Origin of the sequence: Amycolatopsis sp. NPDC057786 (assembly GCF_042797905.1) — a bacterium.
In the GTDB taxonomy this organism is placed as follows: Bacteria; Actinomycetota; Actinomycetes; order Mycobacteriales; family Pseudonocardiaceae; genus Amycolatopsis.
The window spans coordinates 1-25,462 of record NZ_JBHVKW010000023.1; the positions used below are offsets into that span (position 1 = coordinate 1).

The 25,462-nt window shown below is 69.4% G+C and carries 23 protein-coding genes; 15 read left to right on the top strand and 8 right to left on the bottom strand.

From position 1 onward, the window contains the following. Positions 1 to 445 precede the first annotated feature (445 nt). From ACFVM3_RS15335 to ACFVM3_RS15355, 5 genes are all read left to right on the top strand, one after another. Positions 446 to 1,345 (top strand): acyl-CoA thioesterase, encoded by a 900-nt coding sequence (locus ACFVM3_RS15335; RefSeq protein ID WP_378439103.1) that lies wholly within the window; start codon positions 446 to 448, stop codon positions 1,343 to 1,345. Positions 1,346 to 1,794: 449 nt separating this feature from the next. Next, the gene (locus ACFVM3_RS15340; protein WP_378439105.1) at positions 1,795 to 2,682 is read left to right on the top strand and encodes a helix-turn-helix domain-containing protein; all 888 of its coding nucleotides are present in this window, start codon (positions 1,795 to 1,797) and stop codon (positions 2,680 to 2,682) included. Positions 2,683 to 2,694: 12 nt separating this feature from the next. Then, positions 2,695 to 2,904, top strand: a complete 210-nt coding sequence (locus ACFVM3_RS15345) for a DUF397 domain-containing protein (protein WP_378439107.1) — start codon at positions 2,695 to 2,697, stop codon at positions 2,902 to 2,904. A 161-nt stretch (positions 2,905 to 3,065) separates the two neighbouring features. Further along, the gene (locus ACFVM3_RS15350; protein ID WP_378439109.1) at positions 3,066 to 3,278 is read left to right on the top strand and encodes a hypothetical protein; all 213 of its coding nucleotides are present in this window, start codon (positions 3,066 to 3,068) and stop codon (positions 3,276 to 3,278) included. Positions 3,279 to 3,341: 63 nt separating this feature from the next. Then, positions 3,342 to 6,365, top strand: a complete 3,024-nt coding sequence (locus tag ACFVM3_RS15355) for an AAA family ATPase (RefSeq protein ID WP_378439111.1) — start codon at positions 3,342 to 3,344, stop codon at positions 6,363 to 6,365. A 69-nt stretch (positions 6,366 to 6,434) separates the two neighbouring features. Here ACFVM3_RS15355 and ACFVM3_RS15360 read toward each other — a convergent pair whose 3' ends face one another. From ACFVM3_RS15360 to ACFVM3_RS15370, 3 genes are all read right to left on the bottom strand, one after another. After that, entirely contained in the window at positions 6,435 to 8,048 is a 1,614-nt protein-coding gene (locus tag ACFVM3_RS15360) for a succinic semialdehyde dehydrogenase (RefSeq protein ID WP_378439113.1), read from the bottom strand. 116 nt (positions 8,049 to 8,164) lie between these two features. Continuing rightward, complete coding sequence (locus ACFVM3_RS15365; RefSeq protein WP_378439115.1) at positions 8,165 to 8,953, bottom strand: hypothetical protein; 789 nt, start codon at positions 8,951 to 8,953, stop codon at positions 8,165 to 8,167. A gap of 103 nt (positions 8,954 to 9,056) precedes the next feature. Further along, positions 9,057 to 9,671, bottom strand: coding sequence for a TetR/AcrR family transcriptional regulator (locus ACFVM3_RS15370; protein ID WP_185927221.1), 615 nt, complete (start codon positions 9,669 to 9,671; stop codon positions 9,057 to 9,059). Between the two features lie 104 nt (positions 9,672 to 9,775). Between ACFVM3_RS15370 and ACFVM3_RS15375 the strand changes: the two genes are divergently transcribed. Next, positions 9,776 to 10,927, top strand: a complete 1,152-nt coding sequence (locus ACFVM3_RS15375; protein ID WP_340688457.1) for an acyl-CoA dehydrogenase family protein — start codon at positions 9,776 to 9,778, stop codon at positions 10,925 to 10,927. A gap of 28 nt (positions 10,928 to 10,955) precedes the next feature. Continuing rightward, the gene (locus ACFVM3_RS15380) at positions 10,956 to 12,104 is read left to right on the top strand and encodes a CaiB/BaiF CoA transferase family protein (RefSeq protein ID WP_378439117.1); all 1,149 of its coding nucleotides are present in this window, start codon (positions 10,956 to 10,958) and stop codon (positions 12,102 to 12,104) included. Positions 12,105 to 12,178: 74 nt separating this feature from the next. On the opposite strand, the gene ACFVM3_RS15385 is transcribed toward ACFVM3_RS15380, so the two are convergent. Together ACFVM3_RS15385 and ACFVM3_RS15390 are read right to left on the bottom strand one after the other, a co-directional pair. Beyond that, the gene (locus ACFVM3_RS15385; protein ID WP_378439119.1) at positions 12,179 to 12,703 is read right to left on the bottom strand and encodes a GNAT family N-acetyltransferase; all 525 of its coding nucleotides are present in this window, start codon (positions 12,701 to 12,703) and stop codon (positions 12,179 to 12,181) included. Positions 12,704 to 12,713: 10 nt separating this feature from the next. Next, on the bottom strand, positions 12,714 to 13,499 hold the full coding sequence (locus ACFVM3_RS15390; protein WP_378439121.1) for a crotonase/enoyl-CoA hydratase family protein: 786 nt from the start codon (positions 13,497 to 13,499) through the stop codon (positions 12,714 to 12,716). Between the two features lie 133 nt (positions 13,500 to 13,632). On the opposite strand from ACFVM3_RS15390, the gene ACFVM3_RS15395 reads away from it, so the two are divergent. The 5 genes from ACFVM3_RS15395 (at position 13,633) to ACFVM3_RS15415 (ending at position 16,466) form a co-directional block, all read left to right on the top strand. After that, on the top strand, positions 13,633 to 13,788 hold the full coding sequence (locus tag ACFVM3_RS15395) for a hypothetical protein (RefSeq protein WP_162182762.1): 156 nt from the start codon (positions 13,633 to 13,635) through the stop codon (positions 13,786 to 13,788). Between the two features lie 349 nt (positions 13,789 to 14,137). Further along, a complete protein-coding gene (locus ACFVM3_RS15400) occupies positions 14,138 to 14,620 on the top strand; it encodes a helix-turn-helix transcriptional regulator (RefSeq protein ID WP_126734844.1) in 483 nt (160 codons plus the stop codon). Between the two features lie 131 nt (positions 14,621 to 14,751). Continuing rightward, positions 14,752 to 15,633 carry a lytic transglycosylase domain-containing protein gene (locus ACFVM3_RS15405; RefSeq protein WP_378439122.1) on the top strand — a complete coding sequence of 294 codons (882 nt, stop codon included), beginning with the start codon at positions 14,752 to 14,754 and terminating at the stop codon, positions 15,631 to 15,633. A gap of 84 nt (positions 15,634 to 15,717) precedes the next feature. Then, positions 15,718 to 16,089 carry a hypothetical protein gene (locus tag ACFVM3_RS15410; RefSeq protein ID WP_378439123.1) on the top strand — a complete coding sequence of 124 codons (372 nt, stop codon included), beginning with the start codon at positions 15,718 to 15,720 and terminating at the stop codon, positions 16,087 to 16,089. Positions 16,090 to 16,112: 23 nt separating this feature from the next. Then, a complete protein-coding gene (locus ACFVM3_RS15415; protein WP_125675490.1) occupies positions 16,113 to 16,466 on the top strand; it encodes a DUF3817 domain-containing protein in 354 nt (117 codons plus the stop codon). On the opposite strand, the gene ACFVM3_RS15420 is transcribed toward ACFVM3_RS15415, so the two are convergent. Further along, positions 16,463 to 17,884, bottom strand: a complete 1,422-nt coding sequence (locus tag ACFVM3_RS15420; protein ID WP_378439125.1) for an MFS transporter — start codon at positions 17,882 to 17,884, stop codon at positions 16,463 to 16,465. The genes ACFVM3_RS15415 and ACFVM3_RS15420 overlap by 4 nt on opposite strands. Before the next feature lie 137 nt (positions 17,885 to 18,021). On the opposite strand from ACFVM3_RS15420, the gene ACFVM3_RS15425 reads away from it, so the two are divergent. Continuing rightward, positions 18,022 to 18,591, top strand: coding sequence for a TetR/AcrR family transcriptional regulator (locus ACFVM3_RS15425; protein WP_378439127.1), 570 nt, complete (start codon positions 18,022 to 18,024; stop codon positions 18,589 to 18,591). 51 nt (positions 18,592 to 18,642) lie between these two features. On the opposite strand, the gene ACFVM3_RS15430 is transcribed toward ACFVM3_RS15425, so the two are convergent. Together ACFVM3_RS15430 and ACFVM3_RS15435 are read right to left on the bottom strand one after the other, a co-directional pair. Continuing rightward, positions 18,643 to 20,217 carry a cation acetate symporter gene (locus ACFVM3_RS15430; protein ID WP_378439129.1) on the bottom strand — a complete coding sequence of 525 codons (1,575 nt, stop codon included), beginning with the start codon at positions 20,215 to 20,217 and terminating at the stop codon, positions 18,643 to 18,645. Beyond that, positions 20,214 to 20,636 (bottom strand): DUF485 domain-containing protein, encoded by a 423-nt coding sequence (locus ACFVM3_RS15435; RefSeq protein WP_378439131.1) that lies wholly within the window; start codon positions 20,634 to 20,636, stop codon positions 20,214 to 20,216. The genes ACFVM3_RS15430 and ACFVM3_RS15435 overlap by 4 nt, the downstream gene beginning before the upstream one ends. Before the next feature lie 978 nt (positions 20,637 to 21,614). On the opposite strand from ACFVM3_RS15435, the gene ACFVM3_RS15440 reads away from it, so the two are divergent. Both ACFVM3_RS15440 and ACFVM3_RS15445 read left to right on the top strand, forming a co-directional pair. Beyond that, positions 21,615 to 25,013 carry a nitrate- and nitrite sensing domain-containing protein gene (locus tag ACFVM3_RS15440; RefSeq protein ID WP_378439133.1) on the top strand — a complete coding sequence of 1,133 codons (3,399 nt, stop codon included), beginning with the start codon at positions 21,615 to 21,617 and terminating at the stop codon, positions 25,011 to 25,013. Next, positions 25,010 to 25,462 (top strand): roadblock/LC7 domain-containing protein, encoded by a 453-nt coding sequence (locus ACFVM3_RS15445; protein ID WP_005166055.1) that lies wholly within the window; start codon positions 25,010 to 25,012, stop codon positions 25,460 to 25,462. Before ACFVM3_RS15440 ends, ACFVM3_RS15445 begins: the two co-directional genes overlap by 4 nt.

Consider the following 25,462-nt stretch of genomic DNA (forward strand, 5'->3'; position numbering starts at 1 on the left):
TCGGCGTTGACGACCACGCCTGAGGTTTGGCTTTTGACGCGAGTCGGTGAAGGCCTCCTTGAGGGACCCTGGGTCTCTCAAGGAGGCCTTCACGGACTTCGGGCCTGTCACGGGCTCCGACCCTGCCGACCGCTAGGAAAGGTCCTTTCCTGGCAAAATTTGCTAGGAAAGGACCTTTCCTAGCGTCGGGAGGTCACGAAGGTGGCGCGACCCCCGGTGCGAGGCGCGCTCCTGCCGCGTCCGTGCGGTGAAGGCCCCTTTCGCCACATGCCATGCGGTGAAAGGCCCCTTCACCCCTCCGTCGACGCCATGAAAGGTCCTTTCCTCGCAAAATTTGCCAGGAAAGGACCTTTCATGGCGTCCCAGGTGTCCCGAAGGTGGCCTTCGCGACAAACGTCCCGCCTCACCCGGGCCCAGGACACCCGCACGGCCTAAAGTCCATGACATGACTGAGATGGCCAGGGAAGCCGCGGCCGGTTTCGACAACGCCGGCGGGATGGGCGGACAGCCCGTGCTCGACCGGCTGGTCGCGCTGCTGGACTTGGAGAAGATCGAGGAGAACATCTTCCGCGGCGTCTCGCCGGCCCATTCGCCGGTGCGGGTGTTCGGCGGACAGGTCGCCGGGCAGGCGCTGGTCGCCGCCGGCCGCACGGTCCCCGAGGAGCGGAAGGTCCACTCGCTGCACGCTTACTTCATCCGCGGCGGCGACCCGAGTGTCCCGATCGTCTACGAGGTCGACCGCATCCGCGACGGCCGCTCGTTCACCACCCGCCGCGTCGTGGGCATCCAGCACGGCAAGGCGATCTTCTCCCTGTCCGCCTCGTTCCAGAAGGACGAGGGCGGCATCGAACACTCCGAGACCATTCCGGACGTCCCCGATCCCGAGTCGCTCCCGACGCTGCAGGAGCGGGCCGAGGGGTACTTCATGGGCCATCTCGACCGGCCGCGCCCGATCGACCTGCGCTACGTCAACGACCCGCCGTGGGTGACCAGGAAGTCGGGCGACCGGCCGGCCAGGAACCAGGTCTGGATGCGGGCCGACGGCAAGCTCCCGGACCAGCAGCTGCTGCACGTCTGCGTGCTGACCTACGCCTCCGACATGACGCTTCTGGACTCGGTCCTCGCGCGCCACGGCGTCTACTGGGATCTCGACAAGGTGCTCGGCGCGAGCCTCGACCACGCGCTCTGGTTCCACCGCCCGTTCCGGGCCGACGAGTGGTTCCTCTACGACAGCGCGTCACCCACCGCGTCGGGTGCCCGCGGGCTGGCGACCGGACGGTTCTTCGCCGCGGACGGAACGCATATCGCCACCGTGGTGCAGGAAGGTCTGCTCCGAGTCGTGTGACGTTCCGCAGTCGGGATGTCGTCTAGTCCACCCTTTAGAGGGAATGGCGAAACGCATTAACATCTGGAGCCAGAGCATTACGGAATGCGGGCATAAAGGGAGGGCCGGAACCGATCGGGGGACGGCTCCGGCCCTGCACCGGGGGTGAATCCGGCTTCGACGGGTATCCTTCCGAAAGCCCATCGGTGCAGCTTGCGGCCCCGCGCCCGTGCCGCGAGCGGATCCGCTGCCGCCGGTGAGGGCGGGCGTACCGCGTTGCACAATGCTCAACCTACAACGGCAATCTGCAAATTGCAGGATGAAAATCGACGCGTGGGTGAAAATGGTCGTGTGACCATCTCACCGAATGTGTCTCGGGCTGGTTAGATGTGCTTCGTGCGGGGTTCCTGAACACTGTTCTCCGCCGTGTCGCGATCGTTGGTGCTCGGACAGCTTGTGGAGGTGCCGTGATGACGAGGGGTCAGGGACCCACCGTGCGCCGCCGGCGGCTGGCGAGCGAGCTGAGGCGGTTGCGCGAGGCGGCCGACCTCACCATCGACGAGGTGAGCGAGAAGCTCGAATGCTCGGCGTCGAAGGTCAGCCGCATCGAGACGGGACACGTCGGCGTCACCCCGCGCGACGCGCGCGACATGCTCGAGCTGTACGGCATCGCGGGCGACGAGCAGGAAGCGCTCGTCCAGCTGGCCAGGGAGGCCCGTAAACGCGGCTGGTGGCACGCGTATAACGAGGTGTTCACCGGCACCTTCGTCGGGCTGGAGGCGGACGCGAGTTCGCTGCGCGCGTTCCAGGCGCTGCTGGTGCCGGGTCTGTTGCAGACGGAGCGGTACGCCAAGGCCGTGATCAGGGCGATGCGGCCCGACGCCGAGGACGCCGAGATCAGGCGCAGGGTGGCGGCGAGGATGGCGCGGCAGGAGCTGCTGACCGACCCCTCGCCCCCGGAGTACTGGGCCGTCATCGACGAAGCGGTCCTGCACCGCGTGGTCGACGGCCCCGAGGTCATGGCGGAACAGCTGTACCGGATGGTCACCATGGCGGCGCAGCCGAACGTGACCGTCCAGATCGTGCCGTTCGGCGCGGGTGCCCATCCCGGGATGGAGGGTCCGTTCCTCATCATGGGCTTCCCCGAACTGGCCGACACCGACGTGGTCTACGTCGACAGCACCTCCAGCGGGCTCTACCTGGAGGAACCCCCGGACGTCCGGCGATACGCGTTGATGTTCGACCATCTTCGTGCCGCCGCGTTGAAGCCGGACGACTCGGTCGAGGTGATCGCCGAGGCCGCCGGAAGGTTCGCCGAACGGGCGGCCCTTCCGGAGAAGTCCCTGGAAACGAAGTAAGGAGTGGGGAGCATGACGCCCAACGATGATCTTTCCCAGGCCCGGTGGTTCAAGAGCAGCCACAGCGGTGGCGGCAACGACTGCGTCGAGGTCGCCTTCACCGGTTCCGGTGCCGCGCTGAGGGACTCCAAGGACCCTGAGGGTGGCGCCTTCCGTCTCTCGCCGCAGGCTTGGCGTGGGCTGCTCGGCGCCGTGCGCTCGAGTGGCCCCGCTCACGACTGAAGATCCCCGAACTCGACCCCTTACGCCCCCCGAGCAGGGGATGGGCCGGCGTAAGGGGTCGAATCACGTCCGGGTGTAGGTGATCACCCGATGCCGCGAGGCACCCCTCAGGACGAATCTCATCACTACCAAACCAGGTAGTGAGTTCCTAAGGGGAAAAGATGAACACGAACGACGCTCTGCTCACCGGGGTACTGGCCGAGGTCGAGTACCGCCGCGAAGAGCTTCAGCGAGCGGGCCGCAGCGTATGGGTCGACCGGGCCCGCCGGGCTGGCAAGCGGATCCGCGCGCAGCGCGCCGAAGTCCGGGTGCCCGCCCAGGAGCGCCGCGAGGTCCGGCAGGCGCCCGCCCGCAGCGGCGACGTCACCCGGTAGAGGTCGAGTGCGATGAAGCTCTCGGCGAAAACACAGGCGAAGTTGTCGGCCCGGTAGGCAAGAATGCACCTCGTGCCCCGTCTTGGCTCCGGAATCCCGATCGTCGCCCGCACTCAGGAGATGCGGCAGCTCCGCGCCGCCTTCGCCCGTGCAGAACGGGGCGAGGCCGGCGCGGTGCTGCTCTCCGGTGACGCCGGCGTCGGCAAGACCCGCCTCCTGACCGCGCTCGGCGAGTACGTCGCGGGCGCGGGCGCCCTGGTGCTCACCGGGCGCTGTATCGACGTCCATGAGGGCGGTCTTCCCTATCTTCCGTTCGCCGAGGCGCTGGCGCCGCTGGCGACGACGTCCGATCCCGCGGTCACCGCGGCGGTCCGGGCCCGGCCGGCGCTGGGCAGGCTGCTCCCGCAGATGCAGCAGGCGGAGGATTACCCCGCCATCGAAGACGGTCAGCTCACCGCGAGCGAACGGATGTCGACGCAACGGCTCGGTCCCGAACAGGACCTCGGCCAGCTCCAGCTGTTCGACGCGGTACTGGGGGTGCTGACCGTCATCGCGCAGCGCCGGCCCGTGGTGATCCTGCTGGAGGATCTGCACTGGGCCGACGGCTCCACCCGGAACCTGCTGTCCTTCCTGCTGACGAGGCTGCGCACCCAGCGGCTGCTGGTGGTGGCGAGCTATCGCGAGGAGGACGTCCACCGGCGGCATCCGCTCCGGGCGGTGCTGTCCGAGGTGGTGCGGCTGGGCGCGGTCGAACGCGTCGAGGTCAAGCCGTTCGGCGCCGAGGACGCGCGCGCGTTCGTCGAGGCGCTGGCCGACGAGCCGATCGGCCAGGACCTGATCGCCGACATCGTCGCCAGGTCCGAGGGCAATCCGTTCTTCGTCGAGGAGCTGCTCGCTTCCGCGAAGGACTGCCGAGACCTCCCCGCCGGGCTGGCCGAAGTGCTCCTCGCCAGGGTGGAGCAGCTTTCCCAGATCACCCGCCGGGTGCTACGCGTGGTCTCGGTCGCGAAGGACGCGGTGGCGCACGCCGCGCTCGCCGAGATCTCCGGACTGGACGAACTCGAACTCGACGAGGCGCTGCGCGAGGCCGTGCAGCATCACGTCCTGGTGATCGAGAACGGTTTCTACACCTTCCGCCACGCGCTGCTGCAGGAAGCGGTCTACGGCGACCTGCTGCCGGGGGAGCGGGTGCGCATGCACGCGGCGTACGCGGCCCGAATCCGCGACCGGGCACAGGGTCGCGGCCAGGACGCGCGGCTCGCGCACCACAGCATGGAGAGCAAGGACTTCGTCACCGCGCTGGCCGCGTTGCTGCGCGCGATGGACGAGGCGGAGAAGCTGGGCGCGCCCGGTTCCGCGCTGCGGCACGTCGAGCAGGCACTGTCCATTTGGGACGCCGTACCCGCGGCGGACCGGCCGTCCGACGTCGACGAGCTCCGCCTCCTGCACGAGGCGTCGTATTTCGCGAGCACGTCGGGGGAGCCGGAGCGCGCGGTCGCGTATTCACGGTCCGCGACCGAGGCGCTGGGCCCGGACACCGGCAACGAGCGGGCGGCCAAGGTCTGGCGACGGCACGCCGAGGCGCTGCTTTCGGTCGACGGCACGCTGGACGAGGTCGTCGAGGCGATCGACAAGGCCTGGGAGCTGGTCGAGCACACCGAGGCGAGTGCCGCGCGGGCCTGGGTGCTCGCCACCCGCGCCGGGATCCTGCGGCTGATCGACCGGCACGACGAGGCGCTGCAGTGCGCGCTGGCCGCGGTCGCCGACGCCAGGGCCGTCGGCGCGGGCGGGGCGGAGGCGGCGGCGCTGGTCTCGCTCGGGACGCTGGCCGATTCGGCGGGCGACGTCGAGGAGGCGCGGGAGCGGCTGCGCGAGGCCGAGCGGAAGGCCAGGGAATCCGGCGCGCTCAACGGCGAGCTACGGGCTCTGCACTTCCTCGGGCTGAGCTACGACGACAGGGCCGAGATCCATTCCGCCTTGAAGTACTACGCCAAGGGCATCAAGCGGGCCAAGGAGACCGGCCTGACCTGGAGCTCGTTCGGCATCGAGCTGCGGACCAAGCACCTCACGCTGCGGTACGTCAGCGGGGACTGGCCGGAAGACGACGACGCCGGCCGCGCGGGCCGCGGTGTTTCGAGTGTCGTCGCCGGGCGGTTCCTGGGGATCTGGGCACAGTTCGTCGTCGGCAGGGGCCGGTTCGCGGACGCGGACAAGATCCTGCCCAGCCTCCGTCAGCACTGGAGCGCGGACTACTCGATCGCGCTCGCGTCGGGCGACGCCGCGATCCAGCTCGCGTCGTGGCGAGGAGACCACGCGGGCGCGGTACGCCAGGCCCATGAGCTGATCGATTGGCTCGAAGAGGTCGAACCCGCCGTGCTCGGCGGGATCCGGATCAGCGTGCACGGCCTCACCGCGGCCGTCGCCCAGGCCGCCGAAGCGCGGGTACGCGGTGATCTGGCGACGGTCGAGGCCGCGGTGGCCTCGGGCGAGAAGTTCCTCGCCCACGGTCGCCACTGCGCCGAACACGGCATCCCGCGTTCCGTGTCGCTGGGTCCGGAGGCGCTGGCGTGGCTCGCCCGGCTGGAGGCGCTCGGCGGCAGCCTGCGCGGCGCGGGAGACCCGGAGTTGTGGGCGAAGGCGGTCGAGGCCTTCGGGTACGGCGCGGTGTACGAGCAGGCCATGTGCCGTCTGCAGCACGCGAAATCCCTGCTGGCTTCGGACGGCGACACCGCGCTCGCTGCGTCGGAGCTGCTGGCCGCGCACGCGGTGGCCGATCGGCTGGGCGCCTGCCCGCTGCGCGAAGCCGTCCGGGAGCTCAGTCACCGGGCGCGTGTCGAGCTTCCCGGGGAGGCCGCGGCGCCGCGTCGTGACGTCGTCGATCCGCTCACCGACCGGGAACGCGACGTGCTGGAGCGCGTCGCGCTCGGCCGGACCAACCGGCAGGTCGGCGAAGAGCTGTACATCAGCGAGAAGACGGTGAGCGTCCACCTTTCGCGCGTGATGGCGAAACTCGGCGCGAGCCGCCGGGCCGAGGCGGTCGCGATCGCCTACGACCGGGGCCTGCTGGCCGCTCCGTCCTCTCCCTAGCCGCGTTTAGTCCTCTGAATGCGGTCCTTGCACACGCAACTACCGCATTCAGAGGACTAAACGCGTGGGTCAGCGGCGCGGGAGGCGGCGGAGGGCTTTCAGGCTCGCGCTCAGCGTCCGCACCCAGAGCTTCGGCGGGATCCCGCGGCCGGGGCGCAGCGGCATCCCGCGCTGCAAAGCGATCGCCTGGGCCTCGGTGTACTTGAGCAGGCCTTCGGCACCGTTACGCCGCCCGACACCGGATTCCTTCATCCCGCCCATCGGCAGTCCCACGGTCCCGAAGGTCGCCGCGAAGCCTTCGTTGACGTTGACGGTCCCGGCCTTCAGCCGCGCCGCGACCTCCCAGCCCGCCCGGCCGTTACGCGACCACACGCTCGCGTTCAGCCCGAACTTCGTGTCGTTGGCCCGCTCGATCGCGTCGGTGACGTCGGTGTAGCCGTAGATCGACACGACCGGCCCGAAGGTCTCCTCGGCGAACAGCTTCACGTCTTCGGTGACGTCGGTGAGCACGGTCGGCTCGTAGAACAGCGGGCCGAGATCGGGCCGGGCCTTGCCGCCGGTGAGCACCTTCGCGCCCTTGGACCGGGCGTCCTCGACGTGCGCCGACACCGTCTCCAGCTGGGCTTCGGAGGTCAGGGAGCCCATCTGCGCCTGGTAGTTCAGGGCGCCGCCGAGCCGCAAAGCGGCCGTCTTGGCGACGAAAGCGCGAGTGAACTCCTCGCGGATCGACTCGTGGACGTAGATGCGCTCGACCGAGACGCACAGCTGCCCCGCGGAGGAGAAGCACGCGGTCACCGCGCCGGTCGCGGTCTTGGCGATATCCGCGTCGGGCAGCACGATCATCGGGTTCTTGCCGCCGAGTTCTAGTGAGTAGCTCGTCAGCCGCTCCGCCACCTTCGCGGCGAGGCCCTTGCCCGTGGGCGTGGATCCGGTGAAGCAGAGATAGTCCGACTCCTCGACCAGTGCGTCGCCGATCCGCGAGCCGCGGCCGAGCACGATCTGCCAGACGCCGGCGGGCAGCCCGGCCTCCTCGGCGACCTCCTGCAGCCACAGCGCCGAGAGCGCGGTCTGGTTGTCCGGCTTCTGCACGACGGTGTTCCCCGCCGCGAGCGCGGGCAGGACGTCCATCGCGGTCAGCGCGAGGGGGTAGTTCCACGGCGAGATGATCCCGACGACCCCCTTGGGGTGCCGGATCTCGCCGACCTTCGTCAGCACCGGGATCAGCCCGGCGGCGCGACGCGGCGAAAGGAACTTCGCGCTGTGCTTGCCGTAGTAGGCGGCCACGAGCGCGGTGGCACTGACTTCGTCGAAGGCGTCCATCCGCGCCTTGCCCGCCTCGATCTGCACGAGGTCGAGCGCCTCTTCCTGCCGCTTCAGCACCAGATCGTGCAGGCGGATCAGGATGCGCTGGCGGTCTTCGACCGGCCGTTCGGCCCACGCGCGCTGAGCCTCCCGTGCCTGGTCGAACACGGCGCGGACGTCGGCGTCGGTGGCTTGGGGGAGGGTCGCGATCGGCTGTCCCGTGAAGGGCGCGCGCATCTGGACGGGCGCGGAGTCCGCGCCACCCACGACCCGGCGCACGAGCCGTTCCGCCCTGGCCATGGCCGGGGCGCCGGGAACGCCGCCGATGGTGGACGGTCCTTCGGTGTGCTGGCCCGCACTCGCCGGTGTCGTGCTCGTCATGCCGTCTCCGTTCCATGCCGCGCGGAGCCGGAAGGCGCCACGCAGAGCCCAGGTGTTACCGACGAGTACAGCATACCGCCGGTATGGAGACTGTCCAGCGCTGATATGAATCAGTTTCACGTATTGTCGGGTCGTGGCGGATTGTCCGGCGACGGGCGCAGGATGTCCTGCTGCTGCAACGCGGATCCCGCGGGCGGCGTCGGGGGTGACGGCGGCTCGTAGGCCTGCGGATACTGCTGCTGAGGGATGCCGGGAGCGTAAGGGGTGTAGGTGACCGGGTAAGGGGACTGAGGGGGCGGCGCCGGTTCACGACGGTTGGCCACGACCGCCAGCCCGATCGTGAGCAACGCCACGAGCCCGCCGGCGAGCAGGATCCAGAATCCGCTCCCGGTCCCATAACGCGAGACGAACCGGCCGGTGTCCTGCCCGAAGCTCAGGCTCGCCGAGATGTCCATGCCGAGCATCCAGACGCCGATCGCGGTCCCCGCCCCGCCCGCGACGAGCAGCGTTCTCGACGTCGTCGCGGCGGGCGACGCCGAATTACGCCGGTACGCGGCGAAACCCACCGCGGCTCCGGCGAACAAGGTCAGCGCGGCGGCGGACAACGGGATGCCGTAGCGGGCGACATGCGTCCTGTCGTAGAACTCCTGTTCCTCCGCCGACGGTTCGATGTCGAAGAGTCGCGTCCAGCCGGTCTCGGCGAATTTCGACACGGTCTTGCCGTCGGAAACCTGCTCGTACGTCGACTGCGGGAGAAAAGTCGCGAGGAGGACCAGCAGCCCGGCGAAAACCCCCATCATCGCGGCGAAAAGCCGGGGGAGGCGCAGATCCGACGGCGGTCGCGCGGGCTGCGCTGCGCCGAACGGGCCAGTCGGTTGGTACGGCTGCTGCTGCGGCGCGCTCATGGTCGACTCCTCCGCCGGTTCTGTTGTCCAGCAAGGAATTCCACCACGGATCGGCCGACGGGATAAGTGTCGGCTGTGCTCTGGTCTGGGGCTTTCGCGCGTGCTACGCGGAGCTGTCCTCGTACAACATGACCGCGACGCGTTTCCATTCGTCGAGCAATTGCCGGCGCCGCTTCGGGTCGCCGCCGAGTTCGGCGTCCAGTGCCAGCCCGCGCGTGAGGTTCACGGTCAGCCAGAACAGGATCTCCGCGCGTTCCTTCGGGAGATCCCCTGCGACGGCGGTGACGTGCTCCAGCGTCGAGCGGCCCAAAGCCTTGTCGACCGGGCGGATCGCTTCGCGGAGTTCGGGGTCGGTGCGCGCCGCCACCCACAGTTCCGTGGCCGCCGTGGACAGCGTGCCGGAGTAGCCCTCCCACAGCAGGTCGATCGCCGCCGCGACACCCGAGGCGCCGCCGGGGAGCGCCGTGATCGACGCCGCGAGGCGTCCGCGCAGTTTCTCCGTCAGATGCTCCACGGCGGCCGCCATGAGCTCGGCCTTCGCCGAGAAGTGATGCTGCACGGCGCCCTTCGAGACGCCGGCGCGGGCGCAGATCTCCTGGACCGAGGTGCGCGCGTAGCCGAGGTCGACCAGGCAGTCGATGGTCGCGTCGAGTAGGGCGGCGCGGGTCTGCTCGCGCCGCTCGGCCTGGGTGCGGTGGGTCCTGCCGAGCACACTCACCGAATCCTGCCCCCTTTACGTGCAGCTCGGTACGGATGTACATTCCGCATGGAACTTACATCCTAAGCGTCATGTTTTCCAGGTCCGATCAGGAGGCGTTGGCCGTGCCCTTGCAGATCCAGAAGAGTTCGTGGAGCACGACGGAGCTCGAAGACCTCCGGGACCTCGCCCGGACCTTCTGCCAGAAGGAACTCGTGCCGAACCAGGAGCGCTGGGCGGCCGAGAAGAAGGTCGACCGCGAGCTGTGGACGAAGGCGGGCGAGGTGGGTCTGCTGGCCCTTTCCATCCCGGAGGAGTACGGCGGTGGCGGCGGCACGTTCGCCCACGAGGCCGTGCTCTACGAAGAGCAGGCCCGGTCCGGTGACAGCGCATGGGGCGTCACCGTCCACAATGGAATCGTCGCGCACTACATCCTCGAGTACGCGAACGAAGAGCAGAAGAAGGCGTGGCTGCCGAAGTTCGCCTCCGGCGAGATGGTCGGCGCGGTCGCGATGACCGAACCCGGCACCGGTTCGGATCTGCAGAACATCAAGACCCGCGCGGTCCGCGACGGCGACCACTACGTGATCAACGGCGCGAAGACGTTCATCACCAACGGTTTCCACGCCGACCTCGTCGTGGTCGCGGTGAAGACCGACCCGGAGGCCGGCGCGCAGGGTGTCTCGCTGATCGCCGTCGAGACCGACACGCCCGGCTTCAGCCGCGGCCGCGTCCTCGACAAGATCGGTCTCAAGGGACAGGACACCGCGGAGCTGAACTTCGACGACGTCCGCGTCCCCGCCGCCAACCTGCTGGGTGCGCAGGAAGGGCTCGGCTTCATCCAGCTGATGCAGCAGCTTCCGCAGGAGCGGCTGATCATCGCCGTCACCGCGGTCGCCGGGATGGAGGCCGCGATCGACCAGACCATCGCCTACACCAAGGACCGCCAGGCGTTCGGCCGCCCGGTCTACAACTTCCAGAACACGAAGTTCAAGCTCGCCGAGGCCGCGACCGAGGCCGCGGTGTCCCGCGCGTTCCTCGACCAGTGCATCGAACGGCACCTGCGCAAGGAACTCGACGTGCAGGGCGCGGCGATGGCGAAGCTCTGGACCACCGAACGGGTCAACAAGGTCGTCGACGACTGCCTGCAGCTCTTCGGCGGCTACGGCTACATGACCGAGTACCCGATCGCGCGCGCGTGGGCCGACATCCGGATCTCGCGCATCTTCGGTGGCACCAGCGAGATCATGAAGGAAATCATCTCCCGCACGCTGTAGCGGAACCGTTGGCGCAGAAAGGAAAGACGTGGCGAAAAAGGCCGGCCCGCTCAGCGGGCTCAAGGTCGTCGAACTGGCCGGGCTCGCCCCGGCGCCGTTCGCCTGCACGATCCTCGCCGATCTCGGCGCGGAGGTCGTCCGGATCGACCGGGCGACACCGGGCAACGACGTCATCGGCTTCCCGAACGATCCGCTCGCGCGCGGCAGGCGGTCGATCGGGATCAACACCAAGACCCCCGAGGGCGTCGAACTGGTGCTGAAACTCGCCGACGACGCCGACGTGCTCATCGAGGGTTTCCGCCCCGGCGTCGCGGAACGGATGGGCATCGGGCCGGAAGAGGTCCACGCCCGCAATCCGCGGCTGGTCTACGGCCGGATGACCGGCTACGGCCAGGACGGTCCGCTGGCGACCGTCGCCGGGCACGACATCAACTACATCGGCATCTCCGGCGCGCTCGAACCCATCGGGCACGCCGGGCAGCGGCCGGTGGTGCCGCTCAACCTCGTCGGTGACTTCGGCGGCGGTGGCCTGCTGCTCGCGATGGGTGTGCTGGCGGCGCTGTTCGAACGTCAGACGTCCGGCAAGGGCCAGGTGGTCGACGCGTCCATGGTGGACGGTGCGGCGCTGCTGACCACCAGCCTGCACGGGCTGCTGGACTCCGGGCTGTGGTCCGGTGGGCGCGGCGAGAACATGCTCGACGGCGGCGCGCCGTTCTACGACACCTACGAGACCGCCGACGGCAAGTACGTCGCCATCGGCGCGATCGAGATGCGGTTCTGGGGCGACCTGGTGAAGGTGCTCGGCCTAGACCCCGAGGAGACGCCGGTCCACGTCGACAAGAACGAGTGGCCGAAGCTGCGCAAGATCGTCGCCGAAGCCGTCGCGAAGCACACCCGTGACGAGCTGGTCGCGAAGGCCGAAGGCACTGACGCGTGCCTGACGGCGGTGCTCTCCCCGAAGGAGGCGCCGTCGCATCCGCACAACGTCGCGCGCAAGACGTTCGTCGACGTCGGCGGCATGCTGCAGCCCGCGCCGGCACCGCGGTTCGACCGCACGCCTGCCGAGACGCCGGAACCGCCGCGGCCCAAGGGCGGCGACACCGCCGAGGTCCTCGCCGAGCTCGGCGTGGACGCCGACGGGATCGAACGGCTCCGGGCCGCCGGGACGATCGCGTGAGCTGAAGGACGCTTTCCCCGCATGAGACGCAGCGAAAGCGTCCTTCACCGCATCTCACGCGGTGAAGGACGCTTTCAGCCCACGTCGAGGTCCGACCGCACCACCGAATAGAGGATGTGGTCGCGCCAGGCCCCGTCCCGGAACCCGTAGCCGCGCAGCACACCCTCCCGGGTGAAGCCCGCCTTCGTCAGGGAGCGCTGCTCGGCGAGGTTGCCCGCCTCCGTCGACGCCTCGACCCGGTTCATCTGCGTATGCGCGAAGAGGTAGCGGACCAGCAACCGCTGGGCCTCGGTCCCGTAGCCGTGGCCGCGTGCCTCGGGGATGAGCACGAGCCCCGCGTTCCAGCAGTACGACGTCGAGCCCGTCCTGGTCTTGTGCCAGGAGACGAAACCGAGCCGCTGCCCGTCGAGCTCGACCATCAGCATCCCGTTGTCCGCCGCGAGCATGCCGGTCTCGGTCCAGCGGCGGCGCAGGAAGTGCGGGTCGTGCCAGCCGTGCCATTCGAACGTGCCCGCGGCCCGCGGATCGTTCGTCAGTGCTTCGAGCATCGGCAGGTCGTCTTCGTACACCGGTCTGAGCGCGACTCCGGTTTCTGTCATCCGACAGACCCTAGAGCCGTGGGCCGTCGAAACTGCCGTGACGCCCCGCGCCGTCGCTGAACCGGCTCGCGCCCGCGACGGCCTCCTCGGCGAGCCCGCCGCCGATCAACGCGTTCGAGAACTCGGCGCGCATCGCCTCGTCTTCGGTGAGCCCGTACTGGCCGTACGCGGATTTGCGATCCGCGCGCAGGCACGCCTGGGGGAACGTGGCCAGTTCGCGCGCCAGCGCTTGCGCGGCGGCCAGGGCTTCGCCGTCCGGCACGACCCGGTTCGCAAGCCCGATCGCGAGCGCCTCGCCGGCGTCGACCGGCCTGCCGGTGAGGATCAGGTCCATCGCCCGCGAATGCCCGATCAGCCGGGGGAGACGTACCGTGCCGCCGTCGATCAGCGGCACTCCCCAGCGGCGGCAGAACACGCCGAACACGGCCGTGCTGTCGGCGACCCGGAGATCGCACCACAGCGCCAGCTCCAGGCCGCCCGCGACGGCGTGCCCCCGGACCGCGGCGATCACCGGCTTCGACAGGGCCATCCGCGTCGGGCCCATCGGCCCGTCGCCCGCGGGGCTGAGCGAGTTGGTGCGGCCGGTGCCGACGGCCTTCAGATCGGCTCCTGCGCAGAAGGCGTCACCCGAACCGGTGAGGACGGCGACCGCGGCCTCCTCGTCGGAGTCGAACGCGCGGAACGCGTCCGCCAGAGCGTTCGCCGTCGGCCCGTCCACGGCGTTGCGCGACTCGGGGCGGTTCAGCGTGATCGTCGTGACCGGCCCGTCCCGGTGGACGAGAACGTTTTCGCTCATCGATCGCTCCCTTGAGGAAATCCGGGTGGGCAACAGAGCCCGATTCTCCTTAAAGTGGTGACAAAGTCCGCAGTGCGCGCGGAGTCATCGTCTGGACACTACGGTGTGATGGGATGGAGCCATGTCGCCCGGCTTGAAGAAATTCGTTGTCATCGCCGTCGTCGCGCTCGTGCTCTTCTTTCTGATCAGCAGGCCGACGCAATCCGCCGATGCCGTCCACACCGCGCTCGGCTGGCTCCGGTCCGGTGCCGAAGCCATCGTGACGTTCGTCCGGAGCCTCTTCTCCTGACCCCTCGCGGCGATCACCGGCGTCCCTCGCGACGCCGGTGATCGCTGTGCGCAGTCACCAGCGGTTATCACTCAGCGTCACCCGTCTCGCATTTCGGTCGGACGACTCGACCATCCGGGTGGATTGCCCCCGAAAACCCGCTGGTCGACGAATTCGTGCCCTGGAAGCTCTGGCGGAAGAGACCTCCGCGCCCCTACGGTGCTCACATTGCGTGATCGGTTGGTCCTCCAGGCGCCGGAGCCGGCCTCCTGGGCAGGAGTTTCCGCAGGTGCAAGCCTCACGGCAGCGGAACTTTCAGCCGGGCAAGTAAGTCAGGGCTTGTCAGTCGGGGAATCATGAGGAGGCAGGGATGACCGGAGATCCCGGAGTCGATGCGTTGATCCGGCAGTGGGCGGCCGAGCGTGAGCAGACCCCCGAGGAGCAGGAAGCCGATCGCATCGCGTCGGCGTGGCTGGCCGATGTGCCGAGGCAGGCTCCCGGTATCCCCGGCCAGCGTCAGCAGTCCGGCCAGGGGCGCTGGGCCCCGGTCGAGGCCGCCGACCCCGGCTACCTCGACGCGATGCGCCGCCGTCTCCCGGAGGTCCCGCAGGATCTGCTCGTCGCGGCCGCGGGCTGGTGGCAGATGGTCGGCGGGGTCGCCGAGGCCGAAGCCTGGTGGGACGCCGGCATCAGCCCGCTCGACCAGCGTGCGCTCGACTACCGCGCGGCCGGGCTCGCCCCGTCCGACCTGAGCCGCCGTCTCGGCCCGATGACCGTTTTGCAGCACCTCCGCCGCGGCAGCGCCCCGGCCTGGTGCGTGGCACGGCTGGCGAGGCAGCAGAAGTCCGCCTGATGAGAAGTTCTCGCACGCGCGGGTGAACCGGCGTGGCAAGGGCGATCAGGGCGACCGCGTAACGCTAACCTGCGCGGGCTCGTTGTTCGAGCATCGGTCGTGATCGCCGCCCACGCTGGAGGACCCGCTTCGTGCGCACCACCCCGGAAAACGACGAGCTCGTCGCAGACCCGGCCACGCCCGCCCCGCCACGCGGGGTGGGCGCCGCCGTATTCGGCAGGCTCGTGATCGTGCTGGCCGTGCTCGGCCTCGCCGGTGGCGGGATCTGGCTGGTGACCAAGGCGTCCGCCCCGGTCGCGAGCCCCACGACGATGGAGATCCCCGCCCTGCAGGTCAAGGCGGCGGACGTCAAGCCCGGTTCGGTCGCCCCGGTCAACGCCACCGTCGCCGGCGGCGCCACCCAGCAGACCGCGCCGCAGCAGGCGCAGCCGAAACCGGGCAAGGACCCGCTGACCGCCTGGACCGAGCGGGCGGCGCAGGCCACCGGCATCCCGGCCAGGGCGCTGCTCGCCTACGGCAACGCCGAACTGGCGATGCGGCAGATGCAGCCGAACTGCAAGATCTCGTGGGCGACCCTGGCCGGTATCGGCCGGATCGAGTCGAACCACGGCCAGTACGGCGGCGCGGTCCTCGGCCAGGACGGACGGCCGTCGAAGCCGATCATCGGCGTCCCGCTCGACGGTTCGCCCGGCGTGAAGGCGATCGGCGACACCGACGGCGGCCAGTTCGACGGCGACGCGGCCGTCGACCGCGCGGTCGGCCCCATGCAGTTCATCCCCAGCACCTGGCGCCGGTACGCCGCCGACGGCAACCGCGACGGCCTCGGCGACCCGCAGCAGATCGACGACGCGACGCTGGCGGCGGCGCGCTACCTGTGCGTGAACAACCGGGACATGTCGGCCGCCTCGGGGTGGTGGCAGGGAATCCTGTCGTACAACAACTCGACCGAGTACGCGCAGAAGGTCTTCGGGCTGGCGGACGACTACGCGAAGGCCGTCGCGGCCGCCAAGTGAGCGCTCGCCGTCGCGGCCGGGACCAAGGTCCCGAGCGCCAAGGTCGGCGATGTTTCGCCGCGCGCCCAGTGCTAGCGTCGAGATGTGCCCGCTTCGCCCGTCACCCTGCGCCGTCTCGGCATCGCCGGCGTCTGCCTGGTGAGCCTGGCCCTGTGCTGCGGGCTCGCGTGGTGGCAGTGGGAGCGGTTCTCCTCGGCCAGCGGGACGTTCCAGAACCTCGGCTACGTCCTGCAGTGGCCGCTGTTCGGGCTGTTCCCCGCCTTCATGTTCTGGCGGATCCGCAAGCTCCGCCGCCAAACCGCGGAGGCCGACACCCAGGAAACGGTGGCCGAGACCACCGTCCCCGAGGTGCCGGCTCCCCGGCAGCGACGGGCCCCGGCGCCGCCGCCCCCCGAGGACGACGAGCTGGCCGCGTACAACAGATACCTGCGCGAGCTCAACGCCCGCGACAAGTAGTCCCCAGAGAGGTTCGAGACCCTATGACCACCCGAACTGACGACGCCGCCCCGGCCCGCCCGGTCTCGTTGGGCGGACCGCTGATCCGGTTCCGCGTCGCGGCGTACGCCACCGGTGTGGCCCTGCTCGGGCTGGTCGTCGAAATGCTGCTGCAGTACGTCTTCCGCGTGGAACTTCCCCAGTTCGTGAAGATGATCCCCATGGTCCACGGTGGGCTGTACCTGGTGTACCTGCTGCTCGCGGTCGACCTCGCGATCAAGGCCCGCTGGTCGATGAAGGGCACCCTCCTCGTGCTGATCGCCGGCTGCATCCCGTTCTTCTCGTTCGTGATGGAGCGCAAGGTCACGCACAAGGTCCAGGCGGGCGTGAAGCTCTAAGCCCTCCGCCGGAAGGTCAGCGCCACCAGGAAGGACACCGCCGTCACGACGGCCGCGGCGGTGAAGGCCGCGGTCATCCCGGCGACCGTGGTGTCCGCCGGGTTTCCCGAAGGGGTCCGCGTCGCCGCGCCGAACACGGTGATCAGGATGGCCAGCCCCAGTGTCGACCCGACCTGCTGCAACGTCTGCAGCGCACCGCCCGCGGCGCCCGCGTCGTCGGTGGGCACCGTCGCCATGATGATCACGCTGAGCGGGGAGAACGCCAGCCCGGCGCCCACGCCCATCAGCAGCATCGGCCCGAGCAGATGCGAGAAGTACCCGCTGTCCGTGGTGAGCGTGGTCAGCCAGACGACTCCGCCGGTCATCAGCGCGGTCCCGGTCAACGCGAGCAGTTTCGGCCCGAACCGGGGCAGCAGTTTCGGGATCAGCCTGCTCAGCAGGAACATGCAGACCGCCATCGGCAGGAACGCGAAGCCGGTCTCCAGCGCGGCGAAACCCGCGATGTCCTGCAGGAACTGGGTCAGGAAGAAGAACATCGACATCATCGCCATCGGCCCGAGGAAGAAGTTGACGTAGGCCGCGGCGCGGTCGCGTTCGGCGAACAGGCGCAGGGGGATCAGCGGTTCGCGCATCCTCGTCTCGATGATGAGGAACGCGGCGAGCAGTGCCAGCCCGGCGGCGAGGCTGCCGAGGGTGATCGTGTCGCCCCAGCCGTGCGAAGCGGCGTGGGTGAAGGCGAACACGAGCGAGCCGACGCCGAGGGTGCCGGTGAACGCGCCGGGGAGATCCAGCCGGGCGCGGCGTCGTGGAGGATCGGCGACGTACCGGGAAGTGAGCAGCACGATCGCGAGCCCGAACGGAACGTTGATGTACAGCGCCGCGCGCCACGAGATCCATTCGGTCAGCAGCCCGCCGAGCAGCAGGCCGATCGCGAAACCGCTGCTGGACATCGCCGAGAACAACGCCAGCGCGCGCACTCGTGCCTTGGCCTCGGTGAACGTGCCGGTGATCAGCGCGAGCGTGCTCGGCCCGGCGAGCGCGGCGCCGACGCCCTGCGCGACCCGGGCGGCGATCAGCAGTTCCGCCGAACCGGCGAGGCCGCCGAGCAGGGAGGCGGCGGTGAACACGGCCGTGCCGACGACGAACGTCCGGCGACGCCCGAACAAGTCGCCCGCCCGGCCGCCGAGGAGCAGCAAGCCGCCGAAGACCAGGCTGTACGCGGTCATCACCCAGGACAGGCCAGTGTCGGTGAAGCCGAGCTCGGACTGGATGCGGGGGAGCGCGACGTTCATCACCGTCGCGTCGAGGATGAGCATGAGCTGGCAGGTCAGGATGATGGGGAGGACCAGCCGGTGCGGAGGTGGCGGGGCCCCGGCCGTTTCGGGCCTAGGCTCGGCACGCAGGGTTCGCTCGGTCAAGGAATACTCCGAAGACGTAACGAGATGAAGCGGAGAGACTCTCCACTTGAGGTCGTGAGCGATGATATGGAGACAGTCTCCGCTTACGCAAGTGAATTCGGAGAACGTCTCCGTTTTCGTCGCCCGAGGAGGTGCAGATGGTCACGGCCGATCCGGCCCGCCCCATGCGCGCGGACGCGCGGCGCAACTACGAGCGCATCGTGGCCGTGGCGAAGGAGGCCTTCACCGCCGACGGCGTGGACGTGCCCGCCGACGACATCGCCAAACGCGCCGGTGTCGGCGCGGGCACGCTGTACCGGCACTTCCCGACGCGCGACAAGCTGATCGAGGCGGTCTACCGCGACGAGATCGACGGGCTGGCGCAGCAGGCATACGACCTGCTCGACGAATTGCCGCCGGGCGAGGCGCTCGAGACGTGGCTGGCCACGCACGTCATCTACGTGGTCGAGAAGCATGGGCTCGCGATGACGCTGAAGGCGTCCGTCGACGCGGGCTCCGAAGTCTTCGGCTGGTGTCAGTCACGCCTGCGGGCCGCGGCCGACACGATCGTGAAGGCGGCTCAGGACGAGGGCGTGCTCCGGCCCGACGTCGCGGGCGTCGACATCCTGCGGCTCGGCCACGGGCTGGGCTCGGCGGCGAGCAAGGCTTCGGAGGAGGACACGAAGCGGCTTCTCGCGATCGTGCTGGACGGTCTCCGGGTGCCATGAAAGGTCCTTTCCTTGCAAAATTTGCAAGGAAAGGACCTTTCATGGCGCGCGTCAGGAGCCGATCCCGGTGAGGGACCGCACCTCCATCTCCGCGTGCTTGACCGGATCGGCCTTCGACCGGCCGACGAACGTACCCACGAACCCGCACAGGAATGAGAACGGGATCGACACCAGGCCCGGGTTCTTCAACGGGAACCAGTGGAAGTCGACGCTCTTGATGATCGAGTCCGCGGCCCCGGACATCACCGGCGAGAAGAACACGAGCACCAGGCTCGCGATCAGCCCGCCGTAGATGCCCCACAGCGTTCCGGTGGTGTTGAAGCGTTTCCAGAACAGCGAGTACAGCAGCGTCGAGAGGTTCGCCGACGCGGCGACGGCGAACGCCAGCGCCACGAGGAACGCGATGTTCTGCCCGTTCGCCAGGATGCCGCCCACGATCGCGAGCGCCCCGACGGCGACCGCGGTCAGCCGCGCGACCCGGACCTCCGAGGCCGGTTCCGCCTTGCCGCGCTTGAAGATGTTCGCGTACACGTCGTGCGCGAAGGACGCTGAAGCGGTGATCGTCAGTCCGGCGACGACGGCGAGGATGGTCGCGAAGGCCACCGCCGAGACGATGCCGAGCAACAGGGTGCCGCCGATGTTCAGCGCGAGCAGCGGCGCCGCCGAGTTCTCGCCGCCGGGCGCGTTCTTGATCGCCTCCGGGCCGACCAGCGCGGCCGCGCCGAAGCCGATGACCAGTGTGCAGAGGTAGAAGATCGTCATGCACGCGGTCGCCCACACCACCGAGCGCCGTGCCTCGCGCGAGTTCGGCACCGTGTAGAAGCGCATCAGCACGTGCGGGAGCGCGGCGGCGCCGAGGACCAGAGCCAGGGCCAGCGAGACGAAGTCGAGCTTCGTGACCTCGCTCTTGCCGTAAGAACCGCCCGGCTGCAGCAGTTCGTCACCGAGCGGGCTGTTGTCGGCGGCGGCCGCGAGCAGGTTCGAGAAGCTGAAGCCGAACTTGCCGAACAGGAACACGGTGATCAGCGCACCGGTCAGCAGCAGGATCGTGGCCTTGATGATCTGCACCCACGTGGTGCCCTTCATTCCGCCGACCAGCACGTACAGCACCATGACGACACCGACGACGCCGATCACCAGCGCCTGGCCGATACCACCGTGGATGTCCAGCAACAGCGCCACCAGGCCGCCGGCGCCCGCCATCTGCGCGAGCATGTAGAAGAAGGAGATCACCAGGGTCGACGTCGCGGCCGCGGCGCGGACCGGGCGCTGCTTCATCCGGAAGCTCAGCACGTCGCCCATGGTGAAGCGGCCGGTGTTGCGCAGCAGTTCCGCGATCAGCAGCAGGTCGACCATCCACGCGACGAGGAACCCGATCGAGTACAGGAAGCCGTCGTAGCCGTGGATCGCGATCGCCCCGGCGATACCGAGGAACGACGCCGCCGAGAGGAAGTCACCCGAAAGTGCGATGCCGTTCTGTCGCCCGGTGAAGGCGCTGCCTGCCGCGTAGTAGTCCGAAGTGGACGTGTTGCGGGCGCTGACGCGGTACACCACGTACAGGGTGATCGCGACGAAGAGCGCGAACACCGCGATGTTCAGTACCGGGTTGTTGTCGGGGATGCTCATCGCTCTCCCGCCCCGACGGAGGCCCGCAGCGCCTCGACCTTGGGGTCGAGCCGCTTGTTCGCGAACTTCAGGTAGGCGATCGTGATCAGGATCGTGCTGGCGAACTGGCCGAGCCCGAGCAGGATGCCGACGTTGACCTCACCCCACACCTTCCGGCTCATGAAGTCGTGCGCGTAGGCCGCCAGCAGCACGAAGGTCATGTACCAGGTGAAGAAGAGCAGGCTCATCGGGAACACGAACCGGCGGAAGGTCTTGCGCAGCGCGACGAACTCCTTGCCGTGCTGGATCCGGTCGTAGTCAGGGCCGGTGGCGCGCGGCGGCGGGGGAGCGGGCTGGCGCTCGCGGACGAACAGCGCGGGCATCTGCCCGGTGTCCTCCAGGGCGTTGCTCGCCGCGTAAGGACGCGCGACGTCGGGCATGGGTTCCTCCGGGGCTTGCATCCGTGGCGCGGTACGGGGAGCGCACATACTAACTACGGCTTCACGCGCTCTGAATAGGCGACCCCGGTTCCGCGAAGGCGTGAGCCGGTATTCGGTTTTACCTTCCATTGGTGTTTCCGGAAATCGTTTCGGTCGGAATGAACCGCTTTTATCACTCGTCGTAGTGAGCAGGGTTGTCACGCGCGGTTGTCGCCCGAACGGCCCACTGCGGCAAAAGATGGACGGCGACCACGCTCTGTCCCCCGTTTTGGTGACAGATCGTAGTTTTGCTACCCGGGCGCCACGGGTTCCGATACCGTGCCCGCCATCCTGGACCGGGGAAGATCCCCCGCTTCACCGGGTGTCTCGAAAGAAATCACCATGTCGGGCGACATCGAACCGGCTTGGGCGGCAAGGCCACAACATCGGGCACATATTTGGGCTTGACCCACCCGTTGGGGGCACGGAAAGTAGTTCGACCGGGCGACGCGGCTACCGTACGTAGGCTGATCGGGTGATTAGGGCAGCCTGTGTATCCGCGCAACCCGTAACCGGAATTCCCTCGTTTGTGACGCACGAGCGGTTTTCCGGCCCGGCGGATCGTTCGGCCGCACGCTTTTCGCTGGTCAGCCCCCGTGTACTGAACGGAATTGACGGCACCCGGATTGGTGTACGATTCTTTGGCCCGGCTGACCCGCAGTGATCGATTGGCAAAGACAAGTTGATCTCGACGACCATGCACTTCGCAGGTTGCGACCTGCACGTGCAGGTGCAAGAACTCCCGAGGCGGACCGGTGTACCCAGGGACACTCGGGACACCCGGATCGCCCGACGGGGTCCCTCACGTCGCGATCGATCACGCGGTCAGACCGGGGCCGAGTTCGCCGCAGGCAGGTACCTCGCGGGAACGGGCGCCTCAGACCGTGCCAGGACGCCGGACAGGGAGTCACCTACGTGACCGTTGCAGGAGAAGGCCAAGTGCCTGTCGGGGAGCTGCTGGGACGCACTCCCCGGCCATCTCGGTGGGCCACCGGCTGGCGCACGCTCGTGCGCTGGCGGGACTGGAGCCTGCCGGTGAAGCTGTCGGCCGTGACGCTGGTGCCGATCCTCATCGCGCTCGCACTGGGCATCGCCACCATCGCAGGCCAGGTCGGCCGGTCCGACGGCTACCAGCGGCTGGACCGCCTCGTCGCGCTGAGCGGGCATATCCGCACCCTCGCCGACGGCCTCGGCCGCGAACGCACCCAGTCCGCCGCGGGGCTGACCGCCGGCACCGTCGGCGGGACCCTCGAACTCGCCTCGGCCCGTGCCGACGTCGACACCGCCATCCCGCTTTACGGCGCCGCCGCCACCCGGGCGGTGGAGAACGAGCCGTCGCTCCGTCAGGCGCGGGAAGCGGCTGCCGCCCAGCTCGACCGGCTGCCCGACATCCGGCAGCGGGCCTCCTCCGGGCAGCTCGATCCCGTCCAGGCGATCGGGGAGTACACCGACGTCACCACCGCGCTGCTCGCCCTCGACACCGCGCTCGCGGCCGGTGCCGGCCAGGATGTCCTCGGTGGCACCCCCACGGCGTTGCACGACCTGGCCATGATGAAGGAACAGCTGTCGCTGAGCCAGGCTCTGGTCTCCTTCGGCATCGCCCGGTCGAGTCTCGCGCCGAGCGAGCTCGACCAGGTGCGCACCGCCGAACTCCGGCTGGCCGACCGCCTCACCGACTTCCGCGCCGCCGCTTCGGAACAGCAGCGCCAGGAGTTCAGCGCCACCGTCACCGACCAGGCGATGGAAAACCGTGACAGGCTCGCGAAAACCGCCCTCGGCGAACAGGGAACCCCGTCCGCGCAAGCCTTCCGCTCGTTGTCCGCGCAGGGCTGGACCGACGCCTCCACCGCGGTGATCGGCAAGGTCGGCGAGGTCGCGAACAAATTCGGTGCCGAGACGAGCGCGGTGTCGGCCGAACTGGTCGACGACGCCAGCAGCGGCGCGGGCCTGCTCGCGGTCCTGCTGTTCGGCGCGATGGTGCTCGCCGTCGCCGTCGTCTTCCTCATCACGCGCCAGCTGCTGCGCTCGCTGAAGGTGTTGCGCGCCAGCGCACTCGACGTCGCCGAGAAGCAGCTGCCCGACGCGGTCCGCAACATCCAGGAGGGGCGCTCGCAGGGCACCGACGTGCGGCCGGTCCCGGTCGGCGGCGACGACGAGATCGGCGAGGTCGCCAGGGCCTTCGACAAGGTGCACCACCAGGCGCTGCGCCTGGCCACCGAGCAGGCCTCGATGCGGACCGGCTACAGCAACGTGTTCGTCAACCTGTCCCGCCGCAGCCAGAGCCTCGTGCAGCGGCAGCTGCAGCTGATCGAGCGGCTGGAGCGCGACGAAGAGGACGCCGACCAGCTCGCCACCCTGTTCCAGCTGGACCACCTCGCCACCCGCATGCGCCGCAACAACGAGAACCTGATGGTCCTCTCCGGCGCCGAGCCGGGCAGGCGCTCGGGGCAGCCGGTCTCCGCCACCGACGTGGTGCGCGCGGCGGTGTCCGAGATCGAGCAGTACCAGCGGGTCACCGTGCAGAACCCGCCACCGGTGCGGCTGGTCGGGTACGCGGCCAACGATCTGATGCGCCTGATCGCCGAACTCCTGGACAACGCCACGGCGTTCTCCGCCCCGGAAACCCAGGTGACGGTCGCGACCAGGCTCGTCGAAGACGGCTCGTTCGGCATCGACATCCTCGACAAGGGCATCGGCATGAACGAGGCCGAGGTCGCCGAGGCCAACGCCCGGCTCTCGGAGGCACCGAACGTCGACCTCACCACTTCGCGCCGGATGGGCCTGTTCGTGGTCGGACGGCTGGCCAGCAGGCACCGCATCGGTGTGTCGCTGCACGGCGGCAAGGACATCGTCGGCGTGCGCGCCACCGTTTCGGTCCCGGCGGACCTCGTGATGGCCCCGCCTGGGGGTGACCCCGGCCCCGCCACCGGCCCGATCACCCAGCGCCTCGCGCCGCTGCCGCCGCAGCAGCCGGGCGGCCTGCCCCGCCGCCAGCGGCCCACGAACGGTTCGCGCCCGGCGATGCCGAGCGTGCCCACGCAAGGCGGGGAGCGGTGGCCGTCGGCGAACGACCTGGCGGGCCACACCAAATCCGGGGTCAACGGGCACGGCCCCCAGGATTCGCGGCCGCCGTCCGATCTGGAGATTTCGGGAACGGCGCTGTTCAGCCCGATCCCCAGGGATGAGACGACACCGCCGCCGGCGCCCGAACCCCGCCGTCCCGAACCGGAACCCGCTCCCGAGCCCGAGCCGGTCGCCAAGGAAACGGAGAAGCCCGCCCAGCAGGAAGGCGATCTGCCCAGCGGCAAGGAACTGTTCGAGGCCAAGAACAACACCACGCTGAGCGAATGGTGGAACCAGGCGACCACGCCGCCTGCCCCGGCCACCGCACCGCCGCCCACCGCAGCGCCCAAATCGGAGACGACGCCGATCTTCGACGAGATGCTGTCGGCGTGGTTCCGTTCGCCCGTCCCCGCTCCGGAAAAGCCCGCGGCCGAACCAGCGGCCAAGAAGGAGAAGCCGGGGACGAAGGACCCCGAAGAGAAGAAGACGGCCGAGCCCGCTCCCACCGCCGAGCAGGAGGCCCGCACCTGGGACTTCGCCAGCGACAAGGCTTTCCGCACGGTGCAGGAGATCTCCCGGAACGCCCCGTCGACGTTCACCGATGCCGGGTTGCCGCGTCGCCGCAAGGGCGAGCAGCTCCTACCGGGCAGTGCGGCGTCATCGGTCCCGGCCGCCGAACCCGCCGCCAAATCGGAGCTGCCGGTCCGCGACCCGGCGAACGTGCGCGGCAGGCTGAGCAGCTTCCAGCAGGGCGTCAAGCGGGGACGCAAGGAAGCGGCGGACAAGGTCACGCCGGCCGCTGACGCGGCGACCGCCAAGCCGGACACGAAGCCCGAGCCCGCGAAGGCACCCGAGCCGTCGCAGGCACCCGAGGCCGCGAAGGCGCCGGAGACGGCCGAGCGTCCGGCGACCCCGCCCGCCGCGCTGCCGAGCAGGAAACCGCAGGCAGCGAGCCCGGAACCGGAACCGGTCGCCGCCACTGAGCGGACGGACGCCTGGAACTTCGGCTCCGACGAAGGCTGGAAAGCCGCCCAAGCGGTGTCCCAGTCCGTGCCCTCGCGGATGACTTCGGCAGGATTACCCAGGCGCCGTCGCGGGGAGCAGTTGCTCCCGGGCAGCGCGGGACCGCCCGCCGGGGCGGTCACCCCCCGACCACAGCGAGACGCGCACGACGTGCGCGGTCGCCTGAGCAGTTTCCAGCAGGGCATCCAGCGCGGACGGCACCACACAGCCCAGGCGACCGAAGCCAACCACGAAACCCTGGAGGGTGAATGACCTCGCCGAACCCGGCCCAGCCCCAGCAGAACCAGTTCGGGTGGCTGGTGAACGACTTCGCCGAGCGCGTACCCGGAGTGGCGCACGCCGTGGTGGTGTCGGCGGACGGCCTCCTGCTCACCGCGTCCAGCAGGCTCCCGCTGGACCGCGCCGACCAGCTGGCCGCCGTCGCGTCCGGCCTGGTCAGCCTGACCCAGGGCGCCGCGCGGTGCTTCGAGGCGGGCGCGGTCAACGAGACCGTCGTCGAGATGGAACTCGGCATCATGGTGCTGATGTCCATCAGCGACGGCTCCTGCCTGGCCATCCTCGCCGCCCCGAACTGCGACATCGGGCAGGTCGCCTACGAGATGACGATGCTCGTCGATCGTGTCGGCCAGATCCTCACCCCGGAACTTCGCGCGCAATTGCAGGGCGCCGGTGGGTCGCTGATCGGCGAACCGGTGGGATGA